The 19,624-nt window shown below is 39.5% G+C and carries 13 protein-coding genes; 3 read left to right on the top strand and 10 right to left on the bottom strand.

Going from position 1 to position 19,624, the window contains the following annotated elements:
* Nucleotides 1-4 precede the first annotated feature (4 nt).
* The 6 genes from C8269_RS08835 to C8269_RS08810 form a co-directional block, all read right to left on the bottom strand.
* A complete protein-coding gene (locus tag C8269_RS08835) occupies nucleotides 5-850 on the bottom strand; it encodes an ABC transporter permease (protein ID WP_106461356.1) in 846 nt (281 codons plus the stop codon).
* Entirely contained in the window at nucleotides 843-1,817 is a 975-nt protein-coding gene (locus tag C8269_RS08830; protein WP_106461355.1) for an ABC transporter permease, read from the bottom strand. The genes C8269_RS08835 and C8269_RS08830 overlap by 8 nt, the downstream gene beginning before the upstream one ends.
* A gap of 1 nt (nucleotide 1,818) precedes the next feature.
* The gene (locus C8269_RS08825; RefSeq protein WP_106461354.1) at nucleotides 1,819-3,465 is read right to left on the bottom strand and encodes an ABC transporter substrate-binding protein; all 1,647 of its coding nucleotides are present in this window, start codon (nucleotides 3,463-3,465) and stop codon (nucleotides 1,819-1,821) included.
* A 155-nt stretch (nucleotides 3,466-3,620) separates the two neighbouring features.
* On the bottom strand, nucleotides 3,621-4,025 hold the full coding sequence (locus C8269_RS08820; protein ID WP_106461353.1) for a DUF3842 family protein: 405 nt from the start codon (nucleotides 4,023-4,025) through the stop codon (nucleotides 3,621-3,623).
* A 280-nt stretch (nucleotides 4,026-4,305) separates the two neighbouring features.
* The gene (locus C8269_RS08815; protein ID WP_106461352.1) at nucleotides 4,306-4,959 is read right to left on the bottom strand and encodes a potassium channel family protein; all 654 of its coding nucleotides are present in this window, start codon (nucleotides 4,957-4,959) and stop codon (nucleotides 4,306-4,308) included.
* Nucleotides 4,960-4,969: 10 nt separating this feature from the next.
* The gene (locus C8269_RS08810; protein ID WP_106461351.1) at nucleotides 4,970-6,316 is read right to left on the bottom strand and encodes a TrkH family potassium uptake protein; all 1,347 of its coding nucleotides are present in this window, start codon (nucleotides 6,314-6,316) and stop codon (nucleotides 4,970-4,972) included.
* A 163-nt stretch (nucleotides 6,317-6,479) separates the two neighbouring features.
* Here C8269_RS08810 and C8269_RS08805 point away from each other — a divergent pair, with 163 nt between their 5' ends.
* Nucleotides 6,480-8,183, top strand: coding sequence for a DUF2207 domain-containing protein (locus tag C8269_RS08805; protein ID WP_106461350.1), 1,704 nt, complete (start codon nucleotides 6,480-6,482; stop codon nucleotides 8,181-8,183).
* 57 nt (nucleotides 8,184-8,240) lie between these two features.
* Here the strand turns inward: C8269_RS08805 and C8269_RS08800 are convergent, their stop codons facing one another.
* Together C8269_RS08800 and C8269_RS08795 are read right to left on the bottom strand one after the other, a co-directional pair.
* Nucleotides 8,241-8,696, bottom strand: coding sequence for a hypothetical protein (locus tag C8269_RS08800; protein WP_106461349.1), 456 nt, complete (start codon nucleotides 8,694-8,696; stop codon nucleotides 8,241-8,243).
* 8 nt (nucleotides 8,697-8,704) lie between these two features.
* On the bottom strand, nucleotides 8,705-9,211 hold the full coding sequence (locus C8269_RS08795; protein WP_106461348.1) for an LURP-one-related/scramblase family protein: 507 nt from the start codon (nucleotides 9,209-9,211) through the stop codon (nucleotides 8,705-8,707).
* 78 nt (nucleotides 9,212-9,289) lie between these two features.
* Here C8269_RS08795 and C8269_RS08790 point away from each other — a divergent pair, with 78 nt between their 5' ends.
* Both C8269_RS08790 and lepB read left to right on the top strand, forming a co-directional pair.
* A complete protein-coding gene (locus tag C8269_RS08790) occupies nucleotides 9,290-10,309 on the top strand; it encodes a M42 family metallopeptidase (RefSeq protein ID WP_106461347.1) in 1,020 nt (339 codons plus the stop codon).
* A gap of 9 nt (nucleotides 10,310-10,318) precedes the next feature.
* Nucleotides 10,319-10,873 carry a signal peptidase I gene (lepB, locus tag C8269_RS08785; RefSeq protein ID WP_106461346.1) on the top strand — a complete coding sequence of 185 codons (555 nt, stop codon included), beginning with the start codon at nucleotides 10,319-10,321 and terminating at the stop codon, nucleotides 10,871-10,873.
* A 220-nt stretch (nucleotides 10,874-11,093) separates the two neighbouring features.
* Here lepB and C8269_RS08780 read toward each other — a convergent pair whose 3' ends face one another.
* Entirely contained in the window at nucleotides 11,094-16,547 is a 5,454-nt protein-coding gene (locus tag C8269_RS08780; protein ID WP_106461345.1) for a G5 domain-containing protein, read from the bottom strand.
* A gap of 1,116 nt (nucleotides 16,548-17,663) precedes the next feature.
* Nucleotides 17,664-19,463: an oligoendopeptidase F gene (gene pepF / locus C8269_RS08775; RefSeq protein ID WP_106461344.1), complete on the bottom strand. Its 1,800-nt coding sequence runs from the start codon at nucleotides 19,461-19,463 to the stop codon at nucleotides 17,664-17,666.
* Between the last annotated feature and the right edge of the window lie 161 nt (nucleotides 19,464-19,624).

Here is a 19,624-nt window from a genome sequence, read left to right as displayed (position 1 = left end):
AAAATCACCTGTGATATGAGTAAGGATCTAGCAAATGTTTGACATCTTCACCCAGCCTATTTATGGCAAAAACCAAAAAGCAAAGCAAAAGCCCTGGGAAAAAGGCCAGATGCCATGATCCACCTATGAGGTATTTCATCGATTCTGATAAGATTATTCCTATGGATGGGCTTGATAGGGAAAGGCCAAAGCCCAGAAAGGAAATGGCTGACTCATGAAGGATGGCGTGGGGAAAGAGCAAAATAAGTCCTACAAGCATCTGCGGGAAAATCTTTGGCAGAATGTGGTTTTTAAAAATATAAAGCCTCGACTTACCCATTGCCCTTGATATCTTTATATAATTTTCATCCTTAAGAGCAAGGATTTCTCCCCTCAAAAGCCTGGTAAGGCCTGTCCAGTGAGTAAGACCAATTCCTAAAATCACGCCCCTAAGGCCCCTGCCAGCTGCTATTGCCACAAGGATTAGGACCATCATGTGGGGAATGGAAAGGCTTAGGTCAATTATAAAGTTAATGACCTTATCCAGATACTTATTGCCAAAGCTTAAGAAAAGAGCAAAGACACTTGCCACAAGAAGAGCTGAAAGAGAACCCAAAAAGCCAATCTGTATGGAAGTAGCAAGGCCCTTGATTGTCCTTAAATACATGTCCCTGCCAGTTTGGTCTGTCCCAAAAATGTGGGAAAGGCTCGGCCCTTGTAATTTATTTGCAAAATCAATTGATAGGTCTCCTTCATTAATCATTGCCCCTCTGATAAAGATAAAGGCCACAAAAAATATGGCAAGGCCAATCTCTATCAAGGTCTTTTTTCTAAGGCTCATTGGAGATTTTCCGATTAATTTCCTACTCATAGGCCCCTCCTAGTCTTACGTCTAGCCTTGGCAAGATTAAATCCCAAAGCCTATTACCCAGATAGACAAAAATCGACGAAAAAAGGACAAGGCCCAAAAGCAGCGGTGCATCAGACCTAAGGCCAGCTTCTACAGTCAGGGACCCAAGACCTGGATAGGAAAAGACATTTTCGACTAATATTGTCCCAGAAAAAAGCTCCGAAAAATACGTAAAGAGCAAACTAAGACCTGGTAAAATCAAATTTTTAAGGGCGTACTTGCTAATAATTTCTCTTTTTTTCATCCCACGAGCCTTGGCATAGGTGATAAAGTCTTCATTTAGGATATCTTCAGTCTTAGCCCTGGTGTGGAGGATGATATTTGAAGATCCCACCAGGCTTAGGCAAAGGCAAGGAAGGACCATATGGTAGAGCCTATCAGCAAAGCTGATATCTTCTGTCAAAACTCCTGCAGGAGATCCCATAGAGGCTGGAAAAAGCTTAAGCTTAAGGGAAAAAACCATAATCAAGACCAGGCCCAGCCAAAAGCTAGGGGTCGATGCAAAAATTATGGCATAGGCCTTGATAAATTTATCCTTTAGACTTCCAATATTTGCCCCTGCCACAAGGCCCAAGAAAATACCCAAGACCCCTTGCAAAATCCAAGCTAGGGCCATCAGCACAAAAGAATTGGCAAAGCCCTCTTTTATTATGGCAATGACCTCTCTATTATAAATATTTGAAATCCCCAAGTCGCCCCTAACAAGATTGGCAAGCCAGCTTAGGTATCTTTCAAAAAGGGGCTTATCAAGACCCCACTTGGCAATTAAGGCTGCCTTTTGGCTTTGGTCAAGCCCACTTCCCTTAGCCCTTGCAAAGGATGCTATAGGGTCAATTGGTGATAGGTCTAAGAGCAAAAAACTTATAAAAGATACTGCCAGAATGAAAAGAATAAAGGTGACAATCTCCCTTAAAATTTTCTTCCCCATCTTATTCCCATTTCCAATTAGCTATAGAATCTATAAGGGTATAGCGGGATGAGTGTGGCTCAATCTTTGTCTTGCCAAGCTCTAGGCCATCTCTTACAAGATATAAGTGGTTTTCATTTACCAGCCATACCCAAGGACAATCGCCCTTCCAAGAAAATCCATTCTCTCCATCCCATTGGGCCTTTTTGAAATTATCATAAAAGTCTTCCAAGTTATCTGCTGAAAGCCCATCTTCAAAATATTTATCAACCCTTTCGTTGGCATAGAAATTGGTATTGTAATAGTCATAGCCCCTAAATTTTGAAGCATAAGAATAATACATATCTAGTGGGTCGTAGCCGCCCCAACCAAAGAGGACTGCCTGGCTATACATCTTATCTGCAAAAAAGTCCCAGTCTCCATAGATCGGATTTACATCGATGCCAATTTCTTTGGCCTTCTCAGCAAAATAAACTGCGAGATTTTCCCTATCTTGGTAGGCATAGTAGAGGTCAAATTTGGCCTTTATACCGTCCTTTTCCCTGATACCGTCAGTGCCCTCTTTCCAACCTGCCTCGTCTAGGATTTGCTTGGCAGCTTCTGTATCTCCATCTTTTATATCAGCAGTCTCCTCATTATACCAAGGAAGACCATCTGCTATGGATGTAGCCTTGGTAGCCTCGCCATTTAGGACATGATCAATTATCTTTTGCCTATCCATGGCTATGTTTAGAGCCTTTCTTATGGCTATATCGCTTGTAACGTCATTTCCAATTGGTGCGCCTGGTGCTAGGGTCTTATCATCTGTAACTTCGCCTGTATCTGGCACAACCGGAAGGGAGATTCCCCTATTGTCTACGGTTTTGACTGAAAGCTGGTGGAAGCCTTCTACTTTCATATCTTTGGCTGTATAAGGGATTCTAATAATATCGCAAAGGCCCTCCTTGGCTGTGGCAAGGGCTGTGTCATCATCCTTAAAGAAAATGAAAGTCAACTTTTTAAATGGAACCTTATCCCCATAATAATATTCATTTGGCGCTACTATCATCTCTTGGCCCTTTTTCCATTCGACAAGCTTAAAGGGACCAGAGCCTACAGGATTTTGCCCATAGCCGTCCTTGTATTTGTCCTTGCTTACAATTCCAAGAGATGCCATAGTGGTTGTAAAGGAAATGTCTGGTTTTTCTAGGACAAGCTTAAGGGTCTTATCATCGACTTTTTCAGCCTTTACGAAACGGGTGAGGTTGATGCCAGCAGTATTTTCTTCCTTGGCCTTGTTGTAGGAAAAGACAACATCATCAGCTGTTAAATCTGTACCGTCAGAAAATTTAAGACCGTCCTTGAGGGTGACTGTGTATGTAAGCTTATCATCTGAGATTTTATAATCTTCTGCCAAATCATTTACTATATTTAGGTCCAAATCTCTCTTAAGTAGGGATGAGTGGAAAAGTAAGCTTGATGAATGGCTTGCCTCATGGATTGGGTCAAAGCCCTTTTCTGGCTCAGAGCCGATGCCAAGTATTAGTTCATCCTTTGGATGGCTTGTTTCTACTTGTGTCTTTGTTTCTGTCTTTGTCTCAGTCTTACTTTCATCTTTAGAAGCCCCACAAGCTGTGAGTGCAAGGGTTAGGGCCAAAAGACCTACGACTTTTCCTAGTATTTTCTTCATTTCTTCTCCTTTTACAATAAAAATAGGCATAGGTAGCCCGTCTGAGTTTCCTATACCTTCTTAGTATAATTGCTTAAATATTTGCCCCTCTTTAGCGAGGGAGTTTGGATATTCTTATCCCGGCCACTTCTGCGACCTAAAATGCTTCCTGCATTTTATAAATTCTTTTCAACTTCTATCATGGCAAGGTCGACAAGTTTTTTGATCGAATAGTCAGAAATTCCGACTATTATATTGTCATCATGCCTAAAGGGAATTAGGATTTTGATAGCAGGCGATAAGGATACAGCCTGACTTATTTTTTCTGTGATTTCTCCATATAGGGAATTGGTAAGCATAATCCCGATCGGTCCTAGGATTATATCAGCCTTGGCGGCATTTACCACTACTGGGTTTTCTCCAGTAGCTCCCCTATTTGCCCCAGCCTTTAGCATGGCGCTTGTGGCTAGAGAATTTGTCCCAACACAAGTTATATCAAGGTCTTTGTGGCGGGCCCTTAATTTTGTTATAAGCTCTTTGCCAAGACCTCCGCCCTGGGCATCTATTACAAGTATTTTCATAAATTCCCCCTAATAGAAGATTACGATATTATTATAACATAAGAAAATGTTTTTTAAAAGATTTATTCAATATGAAAAGGGACCCATAGGGCCCCTTCACATAGAAAAGAATAAGTTAGTCCTTGTTTTCATAAGGGAAAACATAAAGGAATTAATAATGAAAAACCTAGCTAATTTGATAGCTGCTATTATTATAACACAAATTTTATCTTATGCAAACTATTTCATGAATTTTTTTTCACATTTAATCCATGCTCTTTGCATAAAAGCTTTCGTTTTCCTAATTATCACATTCTTCGATTTTTTCTATGTCTTTATTTTCTCCAATTATTACAAGGAGGTCATATTCTTCTATGACCTCATCAGGGCGAGGAGATACGATCATATCGCCATTTCTCTCAAAGGCCACCACATTTAGGTCAAACTTATTTCTAAAGTCCAAATCCTTTAGACTCTTGCCAACCCAAGTCTCGTGAGCCTTGACCTCGGCCATAGAAAATTTATTTGAAAATTGGATAAATTCCATAAGATTTGATCCAGAAATGAGCCTTGCAAGCCTTTCTCCGCTGTCTCTTTCCGGGAAAATTATCCTGTCTGCCCCAATTTTCTTAAGAATTCTAGCCTGAACAAGGGATGTAGCCTTAGAAATTACAGTTTCAATACCGGCATCCTTGCAAATAAGGGTCGCCTCTATACTTGATTCAAGATTTGATCCTGTAGCAATTATAGCTATATCAAAGTTTTTGATTCCCAATTCATTTAGGGCATCAGGGTCTGTGATGTCTGCTTGGGCGGTATAGGCCACATCGTCTGCTAGCTTTTGGATCTTGTTATAGTCCATATCTACAGCCATGACCTCTATGTTTTTTTCTGATAGCTTGCGGGCTAGGGCAGATCCGAACCTGCCTAGGCCTAGTACGATAACATTTTTCATATTTACTCCTTTATCCTATAGATATAAAACTTTCTGGATATCTGATTAGTGATTTTCTAGTCTTCATGCCAAAGGCAAAGGCCATGGTCATTGGGCCAATCCTGCCTAGGTACATACAAATGGTTATTAAAATCTTGCCAATATTTGAAAGATTCGAGGTTATTCCCATGCTGGCTCCTACTGTGGCAAGGGCTGATACGGTCTCATAGAAAATTTCCACAAGGCCTGCCTTTTCTGTAATGGTAAGGATAAAGCTTACAGAAATGATAATTGTCACAGAAACAGCAAAGATAGCAAGGGCCTTTCTTACTGTTTCTTCTCCTATGTGTCTTTTAAATAAAACCGGCTCATCTTCACCCCTAATAACGGCAATAGTTGAAAGGACGAGGACGCCAAAGGTTGTAGTCTTGATTCCCCCTGCAGTAGATCCTGGAGATCCACCTATAAACATAAGGCCTGCCAAAAGAAGGGCTGTAGAATCCTTGATATTTTCAAGCTTAACCGAATAAAAGCCTGCAGTCCTTGCTACAGTGGATTGGAAGAAGGATTCTGTAAGAGATGCTCCAAGGCCCTCCCCAACAAGGACTCCCCCGTCCTTTTCAAGGATGAAAAATCCAAGGGTACCCACAGCTAGAAGGATGCCTGTAAGGCTTAGGACAAGCTTAGAGTGGGTTGAAATCTTTTCAAAAGACCTCCTCCTAAAAAGCTCACTTGTAACCACAAAGCCAAGACCACCGATAATAACTAAGCCATCCAGGGTGAAATTTACAAGCAAATCATCCCTAAAAGGATAGATACTATCACCCAAAATATCAAAGCCAGCATTACAAAAGGCTGATATAGAGTGAAAAATAGAAACCCATAGGCCCTTAGCAAGGCCAAAAATCGGCACAAATCTGATAGCTAAAATCATAGCCCCGATTAGCTCCACCCCAAAAGAGAAGAAAAGCACATACTTAAATAAGGCAATCATGCCCTCCAGACTTTCGACATTGAGCTGTTCTTTTAGAATTTGCCTAGAACTTAGGCCAATTTTCTTGCCCAAAATTAGAGGAATCATCGAGGTAATACTCATCACCCCCAGGCCTCCAATTTGGATAAGGACAATAAGTAGAAGATGACCGTAAGAATTCCAATGCTCTAAGGTATTGACAGGGGTAAGGCCTGTAACACAAGAAGCAGAAGCTGCCACAAATAAGGCATCAATAAGGCTCGTTTCATTACCACTACGAGAAAAAAATGGCATCCTTAATAGCAAAGCTCCGATTGTAATCACAATGGCAAAGCCCAAGGTAAGGACCATAGGCGGGTTGTGGGTTATATTGTCATATATTTTGGATAAAAAATTCTTTTCCATATTAACTCCTAAACAAAGCCCCTTTTTATAAAAAGAAAAGGGAGTAACTAGCTAAATTCTACAGTTTTTTATAGATTTGTCAAAGGCTATTTGTTAAAAATTAATACAAAAATTTTCATTCTGGGTAAAATAATATATAAGAAGACACAAAGAAAGGACGACCATGAAAAAGCTACTTACAATAATTGCCATGAGCCTAATGATTTTCCTGCCCAAAGAGGCCTTGGCAGATGAATTTAAGGAAATAAATATAGAGGCAAAGCTCGATGAAAAGGGAATCGGCTCTATAAAAGAAACTTGGCATATAGAAGAAAATGACACAGACTATACAGAAAGATACAAGGCCATAAATAACTTAAGGGGCCTTAAAATCGAAGATTTTTCCGTCTCAGCCTTTGGCAAGGATTTTGAAAAAGCCGACCCTTGGGATATTGACAAGTCCTTTGAAGAAAAGGCCTTCCGCTACGGCACAGTCCAAAAAGACGATGGATACGAGCTTTGCTGGGGCATAAGCAAGTATGAGGATAATGTCTACGACCTAAAATACAAGATAAGCCCCCTAGCTATCGGCCTAAATGATGCTGACATGGTCTTTTTCAAATTTGTGGGAGATGACTTTGATCCCATGCCAGAAAAAGTAAATATCAAAATCACCTCCTACAAGCCAATAGAAAGGGATGTGAAGTTTTGGGGCTTTGGCCTTAGGGGTCATATAGAAAATAAGGACGGGGTCATAGAACTTAATTCTACTGGAGGCATTGACTATGCCACAGTCATGATCAAATTTCCAAAAGGGACTTTTGCTACTTCCTACAGGGAAGATAAGAATTTCAAAGATTATGCCGACCAGGCTGTGAAGGGGTCTAAATGGGAAGAAAACCAAGGCAAGGCCTACAAGCCACCAATGCCAGTTTGGGCTAAAATTCTAATAGGTCTTGCTAGTGCCCTTGGATTAGCAGGAGCCTTTGCAGGAATTCGTGCCTCTAAGTTATCATTTTCTGAAAAAAGAATAGTAAATCTTAAAGACCTTAGAAAGCCAAAGGACTTTGGCAGGGAATATTTAAAAAACATCCCTTATGATGGCCACATCGAAGACTTGGCCTTTATTATAGAAAAGACCTACATCAATTCCATAAGTCTAGCCGAAGACTATGTAAATGCCTTTATCCTCAAATGGGCCCTTGCTAAAAAAATCGACCTGGGCGAGGATAAGTATGGACTAGTTAGTGAAAAGAAAATCAAAATCCTAGAAAGACCAGACAACATGGGAGCCCTTGAGGGCAAATATTTCGACACTCTCTATAAGGCAAGTCTAAGAAGCCATGATGGCTTCCTTACAGATTATGCCTACCAAAAATACCTAGAAAAAAATAAGGACGTCCTCGATAATTTCTATGAGGACCTAGAAGACCTTTCTCTTGCGACCCTCAAGGAAAAGGGCTACATCGAAGACTATGAGTACGAAAAGACCTTCCTATCTTCATCAAGGACAGGGACAGAGCTAAGATTGACCCAAAAGGGCATCGAACTTTATGAAGACCTATGCAAGTTTAAAAACTATCTTGCAAACTACGAGCTTGTTGGAGAAAAAAGCCAAGCAGAGATGCCTAAGTGGAAGGGCTTTCTAGTCTATGCCCAAATCCTAAGCCTTGGTGAAAGCTTTGAAAAAATAGTAGAAAGAGATGACTATTATATGAATAATTTCATCTACTACCCATATTTATTTTCAAACTCCAGAGGTTTTTCAAAATCCATCAACCAATCTTATGGTGAGGCTACCGGCTTTTCAAATGCAGGCTTTGGAGGTGCCACATCAGTAGGCGGAGGAGGCGGATCCTTCGGTGGTGGAGGTGGCGGCGGCCGCTAAAATTCAAAACAAAAACACCTAGCTAAGGACTTTGCTCCTTCTAGGTGTTTTGTTTTTCTAATTAATCACATTTACTTTTTGCCCCTTAAGAAGCTTAATAAGGTCCTTTTCCTTCTTATAGGCAAATCTCATATTATCCTGGGCGTTGGCCTCCTTGAAATTTACTATCAAGAGGAGGTTTTTCTCAGCCCTTGATAAGGTCACAGACTTAATCTCATCAAGCTTTACTTTTTTATTAAGAAAGGGATTAAGCTTATTGGTATAAAGAAAATCCTTGCTAAAACCCCTGGCAATTATGCCCGAATAGTTCCAAAAAATTATGGCAAGGCCAATGGCTAGGGTGTTTATAATATAAGGCTTAAAAACCCACTGGTAGATGGCAAACATGACTATCATCATTAGATAGACTGCAAGGTCCACCTTGGTAAACTTGACCCTAATTTCAATCCCAGAAAAAAGATAGAGGTTATAAAGACCTAAGAGGGCAAAAACCCCCGCTAAGATAAATATCATAAGTCCTCCTAGTTATTAGCAGAATTTGCAGCTGCAGCAGCTTCGCTATCCTTGATATTATTTAGGCAAATGACAAGGGCAAGCATAGCTTCTGTGTAAGCTTCATCTAGGACCCTTAGCTCGTACTGGTCAGTCATGGCGAAAAATACCTTAGAAATCTCCCCAATCTTTTTCCCATCAAGACTTATATCAAAATTATAATCCCAAATAGATCCCTTAAGATTAATGGTCCCAAAATCTGTCTCTATATCGACCTTCCTTCTCAAAAAACTTAGCCTAGACTTGATAGTCATTTGGCTTCCATCCTTAAAATCTACAAAATAAGTAAGCAAAAAGGATAAGATTTTTCTCTCAACCTTAAAGGCCTCCTTCATATCCCTATCATAAACCCTTGACCTGTAGCCAAAAAAGGTAAAATCTTGGTCCAGATAAAAGGCCTTGTCATTATTTTCATCCATAATCCAATATTTGTCAGTGATTTTGAAAAATTTTTCCTTAAAATAGTATTTTTTCATATAAAACTCCTTTGGTTTTATCGCAATTTATAATATAGTATTTATATTAGATTATACCCGAGAAAAGAAAGGAAGAATATGAATACAATCACAAATTATATAAAAGATTTAGTAAATACCCCATCACCAACAGGCTTTACCATGAAGGCCACAAAATACCTTTGCGATGAGTTTGAAAAGCTAGGCTATAAGCCTTACACAAATAATAAGGGCAATGTCATAGTCCCAATAAATGAAATGGAAGGAAATAATGGCCTACTTTTATCAGCCCATGTCGATACTTTAGGCCTTATGGTTAGGTCAATAAAGGCCAATGGCGCCCTAAAATTAACTACAATAGGTGGTTTTCCTTATAATTTTGTAGAATTTGAAAATGTCAAAATCCACACCAGATCTGGCAAGGAATACACAGGAGTATGCAGGTTAAATAATCCTGCAGTCCACGGCTCATCTGACCCAAGAGAGGCCAAACGTGATGACACAACCATGGAAGTAGTAATAGATGCCATCACCCATTCTGCGGAAGAAACTCAGGCCCTAGGCATAGAAAATGGTGACTTCATCTCCCTTGACCCTAGATTTAGGATAGACAATGGCTTTGTCAAAAGCCGCCACCTAGATGATAAGGCCTCAGCAGGCATCCTCCTTGCCCTAGCCAAGGAAATTAAGGATAAGGATATAAAGATAAACCGTCCTTTATACATGATGTTTACAGTCTATGAAGAAGTAGGCCATGGGGCAAGTGCTGGACACCCTGCTGGCATTTCTGATATGGTCGCAGTCGATATGGGAGTAGTCCATGATGACCTAACCTGCGATGAGCTTAAGGTATCAATTTGTGCCAAGGATTCGTCAGGTCCTTATAATTATGACCTAACAAATGATTTAATAGCCACTGCCAAAAAGGTCGGCATAGACTACGGAGTAGATATTTACCCATTCTACGGATCTGATGCATCAGCTGCTGTAGCAAGTGATTATGACTATAGGCACGCCCTAGTGGGATGCGGTGTAGCAGCAAGCCACGGCTATGAGAGGACTCACGAGAAGGCAATCAAGGGCCTATTTGACCTCTTAGTTGACTTCATCCAAAGATAGGAGACAAATATGGAAAATAATAAAGATAATAAAAATAAACAAGGCTTACTTAGCAGAATTTGGGAATTTTACAAAAGCTTTGCGGCAATCTTTCTAATAGTCTTTGCCATCAAATTCTTCGTCCTAGGCCTTACAGCAGTATCAGGTCATTCCATGGACCACACACTCGCCACAGGTGATATCATGGTCGTAAATAAGCTACCACAAAGCCTAAATAAAGGCTATAAGAGAGGCGATATAGTCATCTTCCACTCCCCAACCGAGCCTTGGAAGCTTTATATCAAAAGAGTGATCGGTCTACCAGGAGATATGGTCGAGATCAAAGACGGAAGCTTTTATATAAATGATGAGAAGTTAGAAGAAGACTACCTAGATGAGGGCATGGAAACAGAAGCTACAAGCGAAATGACAGGTTGGTTTGTAGGAGATGATGAGTATTTCCTAGTAGGAGATAATAGGGTTAAATCCAACGACTCCAGAAACTTCGGCCCAGTCTCCAAAGATAACTTCGTGGGCGAAGCCATCATGAGAATCTACCCACTAAACAAAATAAAAACCTACTAAAGAAAAATCAGCCCCAGGCAAATGCTTGGAGGCTGATTTTTTGTGGGAATATTTGGGATTATTTAGATTTTTCCATTACAAACTTATATCTATGAGATTTTTCGTCAAAGACTAGCGGCTTTTCTGTCGGAATGAAAGGGGATCTTAGCTTTATAATTTAATAATTTCCACGCAAAAAAAGTAGGAGGCTTAGTGCCTACCTACTTTTTTAATCGAAAACTTATTCGTCTTCTTTTTTCTTTTTCTTAGTTGCAAGAAGTCCAGCTATTGATATGCCCATGCTTGTGACTATTGGTGCAACTGATCCTATACCTGTTTTTGGATTTGTTGACTTGTTTTCTTTCTTAGAAAGTTTTTCATCATCAACTGGAGTACTTACTTCTCCTTTTTCCTCAGTCTTTGGATCTTCCTTTGGACCTTGTGGAGTCTTAGGATATTCACCTGGCTTACCTGGCTCATTTGGCCTATTTGGTGTCTCGCCTGGTGTGCCTGGTTCATTTGGCTTGTTTGGTTTTTCACCTGGTGTGCCTGGTTCATTTGGCTTGTTTGGTTTTTCACCTGGAGTACCTGGTTCATTTGGCTTGTTTGGTGTCTCGCCTGGTGTGCCCGGCTCGTTTGGTTTGTTTGGTTTTTCACCTGGTGTGCCTGGCTCGTTTGGCTTGTTTGGTTTCTCACCTGGTGTGCCTGGTTCGTTTGGCTTGTTTGGTTTCTCACCTGGTGTGCCTGGTTCATTTGGCTTGTTTGGTTTCTCACCTGGTGTGCCTGGTTCGTTTGGCTTGTTTCCGCCTGGTGTGCCTGGTTCATTTGGTTTTGGATTTTTTGGATCCTCTGGTCCTTCTGGTTGAGGATTCTTTGGATCTTCTTCTGGTTTTGGGTCTTTTGGATCAGGTTTTGCAGGTGGGATTTCGCAGACGTTCTTTGTTCCGATTTCTATAATCTTATCTTGTTTTTCTGTGATTGTCTTAGTATCCCTAGATACTTCCTTACTATTTTCTATCTTAACAGTAGTTTCAGTTTTTCCTGGCTTACCTTCTTGGATTACATTAGTTTTTCCAGCTTCAAGATTTGGATTTTCTCTAATGATGATGTCGTAAGCTTTTTCGCTTTCGTATTTGAACTCACCGTCAGTCTTAGAACCATATTCTACAACCTTGTTCTTTGGTTCAGTTCTTTCTTCTTTGACTTCAAGCTTACCTGTTTCCTTATTGAAGGTTGTGGTATATTTTACAGATCCCTTAGATCCTTCTTCGATTACCTTCTCTTCGCCAGCTTTAAGCTCTGGGTTGTGTCTGTATTCTGTATTATGACCAAGTTCAGTTTCCTTAACAACTGGCTTAACACCGATTCTTACTACTCTATCTTCTTTTTCTGTGATAGTTTTTGTAGTTTCTGTTGCTTCTCCATCTGGTTTAGAATCTTTTATCTTTTGGGTAATTGTAACTTCTTCCTTGCCTGGCTTACCTTCGTTTTCAATCTTTTGGAATCCAGCTTCAAGGTTTTCGTCATAGATTACCTTAGTTTCATAAGGGATTTCTCTTTCAATTGTCTTTGTAGTTTCACCTTCGGTTGGTTTTCTACCGATTTTTACAATTCTTTCTTCAGGCTCTGTTATAGTTTTAAATTCGCCTTCTTTAGTTTCAACAACTTTGCCATCTTTGATTACAAGAGTGTTTGTTCTTTCTTTTAGTCCTGGCTTACCTTCTTGAGCAACTTTTTCTTCGCCTGGTTCTAATGAGTCATCGTATTCATATCTAGTTTCGAAAGGTAATTCTTTCTTTTCTTTGATTTCATGAGTACCGTCATTTGTTCCTTCACCAACTAAGACAACTGCATTTTTAGCTTTTTTAGTTACTGTTGGTTCAGATGTCTTTGTAACCTTGGAGTTTTCTATAGTTAGAGTTTTTTCTTGCTCTCCCTTTTCTCCTCTTAATTCATTGCCTTCATCATCTTTGGCGTATTTCCATTCGCCCTTCTTAAGTGATGGGTCTTTTCTAACTTCTACTTCAAATGGAATCTCTTCCTTAACTTTTTCAGTTCCGTTAGTCTTTCCACCGATTTTAACAACTCTATTTTGGCCAGCTTCTTCTGTTTCAGAAGTTACAACCTTCTTTTGGTCCTTATCATAAGATGTTGTAATAGTAACCTTGCCATTCTTACCTGGTGTTACTTCTTCAGTTTTACCAGCTTCCATATTTTCGTCATAGACATATTCTGTATTGAATGGTTTTTCTACTACCTTGGTAATAGGCTTTGTACCGATTTTTACAACCCTGTCGGTTGCTTCCTTAGTTGTCTTGAATTCGCCTTCTTTAGTTTCGGTTACTTGACCATCCTTGATTACAAGTGTATTTGTTCTTTCTTGTTCTCCTGGATTTCCTTCTTTGACAACTTCTTGTTGACCAGCATCTAGGTTCTCATCGTATTCGATTATTGTCTTATAATCTATATTTTTCTTTTCTTTTACTTCGTGAGTGCCATCGTTAGTTCCCTTACCTACTTGGATTAGGGCATCTTCTGCGCCAACTTCTGTGACAGTTGGTTCACCATCGACTTTGGAGTTTTTAATTGTCCAAGTTGTTGTCTTTGTTCCAACCTTACCTGGTTTTACAATCTTGTATTCACCCTTTTTAAGTGTATCTACTTCTTCAACCTTATATTTAAATGGTAGTTCTTCCTTGTGTTCTACCTTGCCTTCGGTATTTCTACCTACTTTGATAATCTTTTTAACAGGCTCTTTTTTAACTATATAGTCCCCAACTACAGTACTTGTGACATTACCATCTTGAATATTTATTATTGTAGTCCTAGTTTTCTTTCCTAGCTCTCCTTCCTGCTCAACTTTTGTTTCACCTGGAGCTAAGGAGTCATCAAATTGGATTTCTGTTTCAAATGCAATTTCTGAACTTTCTTTTATTTCATGGTTGCCATCTGCTACACCTTCACCTACATGGATTAAGCGTTCTTGTGGTGCTTTTAATTCTTCTTCTTTAGTATCTGTAATTTTTGAATCTTCGATAGTGTAGGTTACTTTCTTAGATCCTTTTTCACCCTCGGTTATGACTTTGATTTCGCCTTTTTTAAGTTCAGGATCTTTTTTAACTATAGTGTCAAACGGAATCTCTTCAGTTTTTTCAACTTTTCCATTTGTACCATAGGCCACAAATTGGACTTCTGTTGTCTTTGTGCCAGCTTCAACCTTGTTTCCTTCTGCGTCTTCTTCATAGTAGTGGGCTGTTACTGGTACATTTAGGAGGGCTCCGTCGATTTTCTTTCCTTCTTCTTCATTTGGTACAGTTGCTGTTACCTTACCTGTTTCTTCATCTATAGATACATTCCAAGTATTGCCTTTATCGTCTGTGTATGTTGGAGAATCTAGGGTGTACTTGCCTGGTCTTCTGTTGTACTTATCTTCTGTATTTAAGATAACATCTGAAGAAAGCTTATCTCCTGATTTACCTGCCCTGGCATTGTAGCGAGGGGTCATATTTGCCTTTTCTTCGATTACGAAGTAGGCATTAGCTTCTTCGGTGATGTCTTCTCCCGGCTTTTGTTTATCTACATAATGAGATATTACAGGTACTGTAAGTTTTTCACCACCATCAAATGCTGTAGGGTCCACTGGTTTCGCAGTAACCTTACCTGTTTTTTCATCAACTTTTACAGTCCATTTATTTCCCTTATCATCTGTAGCTAGCTTGTTACCCGCTTCGTCAGTTTCTAGAGTATCCGGAAGCGTATAGTGGTCCGGTGAAATTCTCTTAGTATCTTGTGCTACTGTGGCCTCTGATGTTTGTTCATTTACTGGGAAGTTTACTTGGGCGTCGTATTCCGGCTTGATATAAGTCGATTCTTTAACTACAAAATGGAAATAGTGAACGTCCTTTGAGCCGTTTGTGTAAGTGTATTCTACAGGAACAGCGATAAAGTCTCCAGCCTTGGCGGATTTCGGAGGTTTAACTGTAAATTTAGAAATATCATGGGGGTCAACTTCTAATTTCCACTTATCTTTTTCTGCCTTGCCTTCATTTTCCTTGTTGATGAAGTCCATAATGATTCTACCGGAAGCTTCTCCCTTTTTATCAGCTTCATTCATCTCTTCCGCAGACTTATCAGTTTCACTTGGCTTGGTTGGCTTAGACATTTTAACTGTAAAATCCTTGCCTGGCTTTACGTCTAAATAAGTTCTACCTTCTGTACCTTTTCCGTCTTCATCTTCAAAAGATTGGTCATAGTATCTTGTATCATCTAGGTTTAGCTTAAATCCACCAATTAGGTTGTAGTGGTCGTAGCGGTCTATGCCTTGCTTGTCGATTGTGACATTTTTTCCCTTATGATTGATGTCGGCAGTACCAGCTTCTGAGCCTGTGTATGTTCCTTTTTCACCAAATTCGTCTGGTGTTTCTGCTATCTTTGTAAATTCTTCAGCTGTTCTTGGACGGGCAAAGAATTTGACATCAAGGTTTTGAAGGGCCTTGTAGTCATCTGTATTGAAGATAGAATCGTCATTGATAACAGTCTTGCCAGATTTATCCTTCTTTAGGGCGCCTTCTGGCATCTGGATATGGATAGTTCCGTTTTTAATATAGGCACTTGCTCCCGGAACAACTTTTCCTGTAATAGGGTTATAGACTTGACCGACTAGTCTTTCCTTGGCACTTTCATCTATATTATCTACCTTTATACCTGTATCGATTTCTTGACCTTGGACAAAGACCTTTTCATTGTACTGGCCATTTAATTTTAATTGCTCAAGCTTATCATTTTCATTTGGCCATGGGTTTACCTTGTAACCTAAAGCAAAGCTGCCTTTAAAAAACTTCACTCTTGGATTGTCTGATGTGTAATTATCTTCAAAGCCAAGAGAAGTGAAGTCATTATCCTTGTTATTTATATGCTTTAAGGTTTCTTCACTGGCCTCATAATTCAAATTTCTTTGTGACCTAGAAGCCGTAATTTTTGTATTTTCATTTGGCTTATAGGTTACATCAGGAGATTCAGAAGTTAATTTCTCCCCTTTGTCCATCATTTGTTTTTCGCCTTCATCAACAGGTATAAGACCAGAATCCGTAACATAAACCTTAGTATAGGTTCTTTGACCTGTCTTCTTGTCTATGGTAATTTGGTAACCATATTCAGTCTTACTTGAGGTATCTGCGGATGGGTTCTTAGTATTAAATTCTAAACCATCTTTTGCTTCACCTTGATCGGTTATATTACTTTCTTGATTTGTATCTCCCGGCTGTAGGTCCGTTTCCTTATAACGTTCAGATTTATTGTAGTCCTTTATTTTTCCTTCATCTTCACCATAATTTGGGTCAGTTGCTTTTTGGATATGTTTATCTTCTTCTTTAGCAGCTTCACCTTCTCCAGCTCCTTGGGCATCAACAAGACTTGCATCAGACATGTCAAAAGCTTCTTCTTCGGTCTGGGCATCTTGCTTGATATTTGGAGTCTGTTTTTCTTCCTTTTCTTCCTCTTTTTCATCATTTCCTTGAGGAGTATTTACATTTGCTGCTTGATTATCTTGATTTACAGCACTAGGAGTGTTTTGACTAGTAATGTTTTCTTCAACAACCGGAGCAGTCGTGTTTTCACTAGCTTGAGCCACATTTGCCCCACCTATAATAAAGGAGGCGGATATGGCTATGGCTAGGAGGTTTTGTTTCTTATTCATAGCTTTCCTTTCTTTTATCTACATTTAATTATTGCAATATATATTAAAATAATTCTAAATTTACATGTTAAATATCATACCGGAATTAGGAAAACAATTCAAGGACCAAACCCTCTTAATTTCAATACTTAACACGAATTTAACAATCGCTTTAATTCACTAATTCAATATCTTTTTAGTTTTATTGAACATCTTTACCAAAAAGCAAGAAAAAGAGCTAAACACACCATTTTCAAATTTTAAAGATATTGACAAGTTTTTTATCATACTACTCTAAGTTTTGTTGTAGAGAATTAAAAGAAATAAAAAGATTTTTAAAAAAACAAAAACCTCCCAAAAAAAGGGAGGCAAGATTTTGATAATGTTTATTTTTACTAATAGCTTACATGACTAGCCTATATGAAATTCTTCCTTATGCCATTCGTCAGAATGACAAAAAAATATAAGTGTTTCTTTATTAAACATTGTAAAAGTAAATACATTCTTAAAAAGCCTAATAAAACACACTTTCAGAATTTAGCATAAACTCCGAAGACCAATCCACAAATCCAACGAGAGTTTGCCAAAGGCAAACATCTGCTCATGCTCCCCGCTCAAGGGGCCGCTTGGAGGGTGTAGCGAAGTGGGGGTGTAAGGGGGACATAAACGCCCCTTGATTTGGGGCGTTTATGCCGGAAACATAGTGAGGTAGCACGAAGAAGTTTGCGTAGCAAACGGGTTTCCGTCCGATGAGGACCCATGCGGAAGGGTCCTTGGGCCTCCCCTAGAAACGAAGATTCAATTGTAAATAAAGCAAACATATAAAAGATATAGAATTTGTTATTAAAAACAAATAAACGCAAAATTTTCGAGAAAATTTTGTAGAGAACGTAATCTTTTTACAATCAATGCTCCTATTCGTCACATCGGTCCTCCCCGAGCCGGACGGGCTAGTTCAAAATTAAATAAGGTTTTTCATAAATTTCTTCTGCGGTGCATTGCACCTTGAGAAATTTTGAAAACCGTAAAAACTTTGCAAACTGAAGTCCTATCCCGATTTGATGAAATCAAATTGATGGAAGGTCTGATACTTTAGTAAAAGTTTTTACTACCATTATCTCGGATGGGAAAACCCCTTTATTTATACATATCAAGCTTACCCATCAATTCATCTATCTGATCAACAATTTCCCCGATAAAGTCGATGGCATCTTCTATTGGCTTGGTTGTGGACATATCTACTCCAGCAGCTTTGGCTAGCTCTATTGGACCACGTGAGCCGCCCATTTTTAGGACTTCTAGCCAGGTTTTTCTGTCTTCTTCTGTTCCGTGGACTATTTTTTCTGAGATGGCTGTTCCTACTGTAAGGCCTGCTTGGTAGGTGAAGGAGTAAAGACCCATGTAGTAGTGAGGCTGTCTCATCCAGGTGAGTTCTGCTCCCTCGTTTAGTTTTACAGAATCCCCCCAGAATTCCTCTAGTTTTTCTCTAAAGATAGTGTTAAAGTCTTCTGCTCCTAGGCTTTCTCCCCTATCTACTCTCCTATAGACTTCTCTTTGGAAGGCTGCCTCGAGGTAGTGGGTTACGAAATTGTGGTAGTAGGTCTTACCTATCATTGTGGCTAAGACCCAAAGTTTTTCCCTATCGTCTTCTGCCTTCTTTAGGAGGTATCTTTCCATGGTTATTTCATTGGCTGTGGATGGAGCTTCTACAAAGTACATGGACATGTCATTTGATAGGGCATTTTGATTGTCATTTGACAAAATTCCTTGGCCTGCGTGACCTAGTTCGTGGGCGAGGGTCATGACTTGGCTCATGGAATTGTTGTAAGTAGTCATGATAAATGGATGGGATCCATAAGGGGATGCACAGAAGGCACCGGTTCTCTTGCCTATGTTTTGTGAATAATCTATCCACTTATCGGCAAAGGCCTTTTTCATGTAGCCGATGTATTCTTCACCTAGTGGTGATAGGCCATCCACTATATAATCTCTAGCCTGGTCAATTGATACCTGTGGCTCATATTCAGGGTCTATAGCTAGTTTTAGGTCTGCATAGGTCATTTCATCTAGGCCGTAGTGATTTTTGATGATTGTAGCATATTTTCTCATGATTGGGGCAAGTTTTTCCATAATTATGTCGATGTGGTTTTCATAAATATCAAAGTCCACATCTTGGCGAGCTAAGAGATAATGGAAAACTGACTTGTAACCACGAAGGTCTGCCATGATTTTTTCGTTTTGGATAAGGGTGTTGTAGACTGATGCGTCTGCGTTTTGATAGGCTCCTAGGACCTTGTGATAATCTGCAAAGGCCTTACGTCTAAGCTCTGTGTCGGTCTCGCCTTCTAGGTATTCCTCAAAGGTGTTGTGGTTTAGGACAACTTCCTCGCCCTTGTAATTTATATTTTCAAATTCCATATCCCCATAGCGCATGTCATTGTAGTTTACATATGGGGCATCAAAGGTTGGGGCAAGGGCTGCAAGGGCTGCTTCTGTCTTCTCATCTAATAGGTATTTGGCCTCATCCTTCACTCTTTTTAGGTAATATTCATAGCCTGGGTGGTCTTTGGCCACTTGGTCTAGGATTTTTGGGTCAACCTTGACTAAGGCTGAATCATAAAAAGAGAGTGTGGCCGCAATTTTTGCATATTCGCTGCCAAATTTGGCATCTCTTTTGGCCATGGCATCATCTGTGGCGTCTGTTTCCTTAGAAATTCCAGAAAAAGTGCCAAGCCTATCTGTAAGGCCAGAAATCTCAGCATAGGCCTCAAGGGACTTATAAACATCATCAGCAGTCTTTAGGTCTTTGAAATCTTCCTTGAATTTATCAGCCATATCGCCAAGTTTTTTTATATCAGCATAAAAGGCTTCATCTGTAGCATATAAATCTTCAATAGCCCAAATTTCCTTTGGGTCAACTTCGTTTCTTTTTTTCATGTTAATCCTCCTTAATGGTAATAAAAATTTTATAGATAAAATTTTTATGGTTCTCACAATATAGTCGAGTGCGAAGCACGAAGACTAGATTGATGAGAAACATTACGTTCCTTACACCCCAGCCCTAGCTGGGGTGCTTTGTTTTATAGGTAAAATTTTTA

Origin of the sequence: Anaerococcus sp. Marseille-P3915 (assembly GCF_900258475.1) — a bacterium.
Lineage (GTDB): Bacteria > Bacillota > Clostridia > Tissierellales > Peptoniphilaceae > Anaerococcus > Anaerococcus kampingae.
Note: the sequence above shows the minus strand (reverse complement) of the source record. Positions and strands in the feature narration are given on the sequence as shown.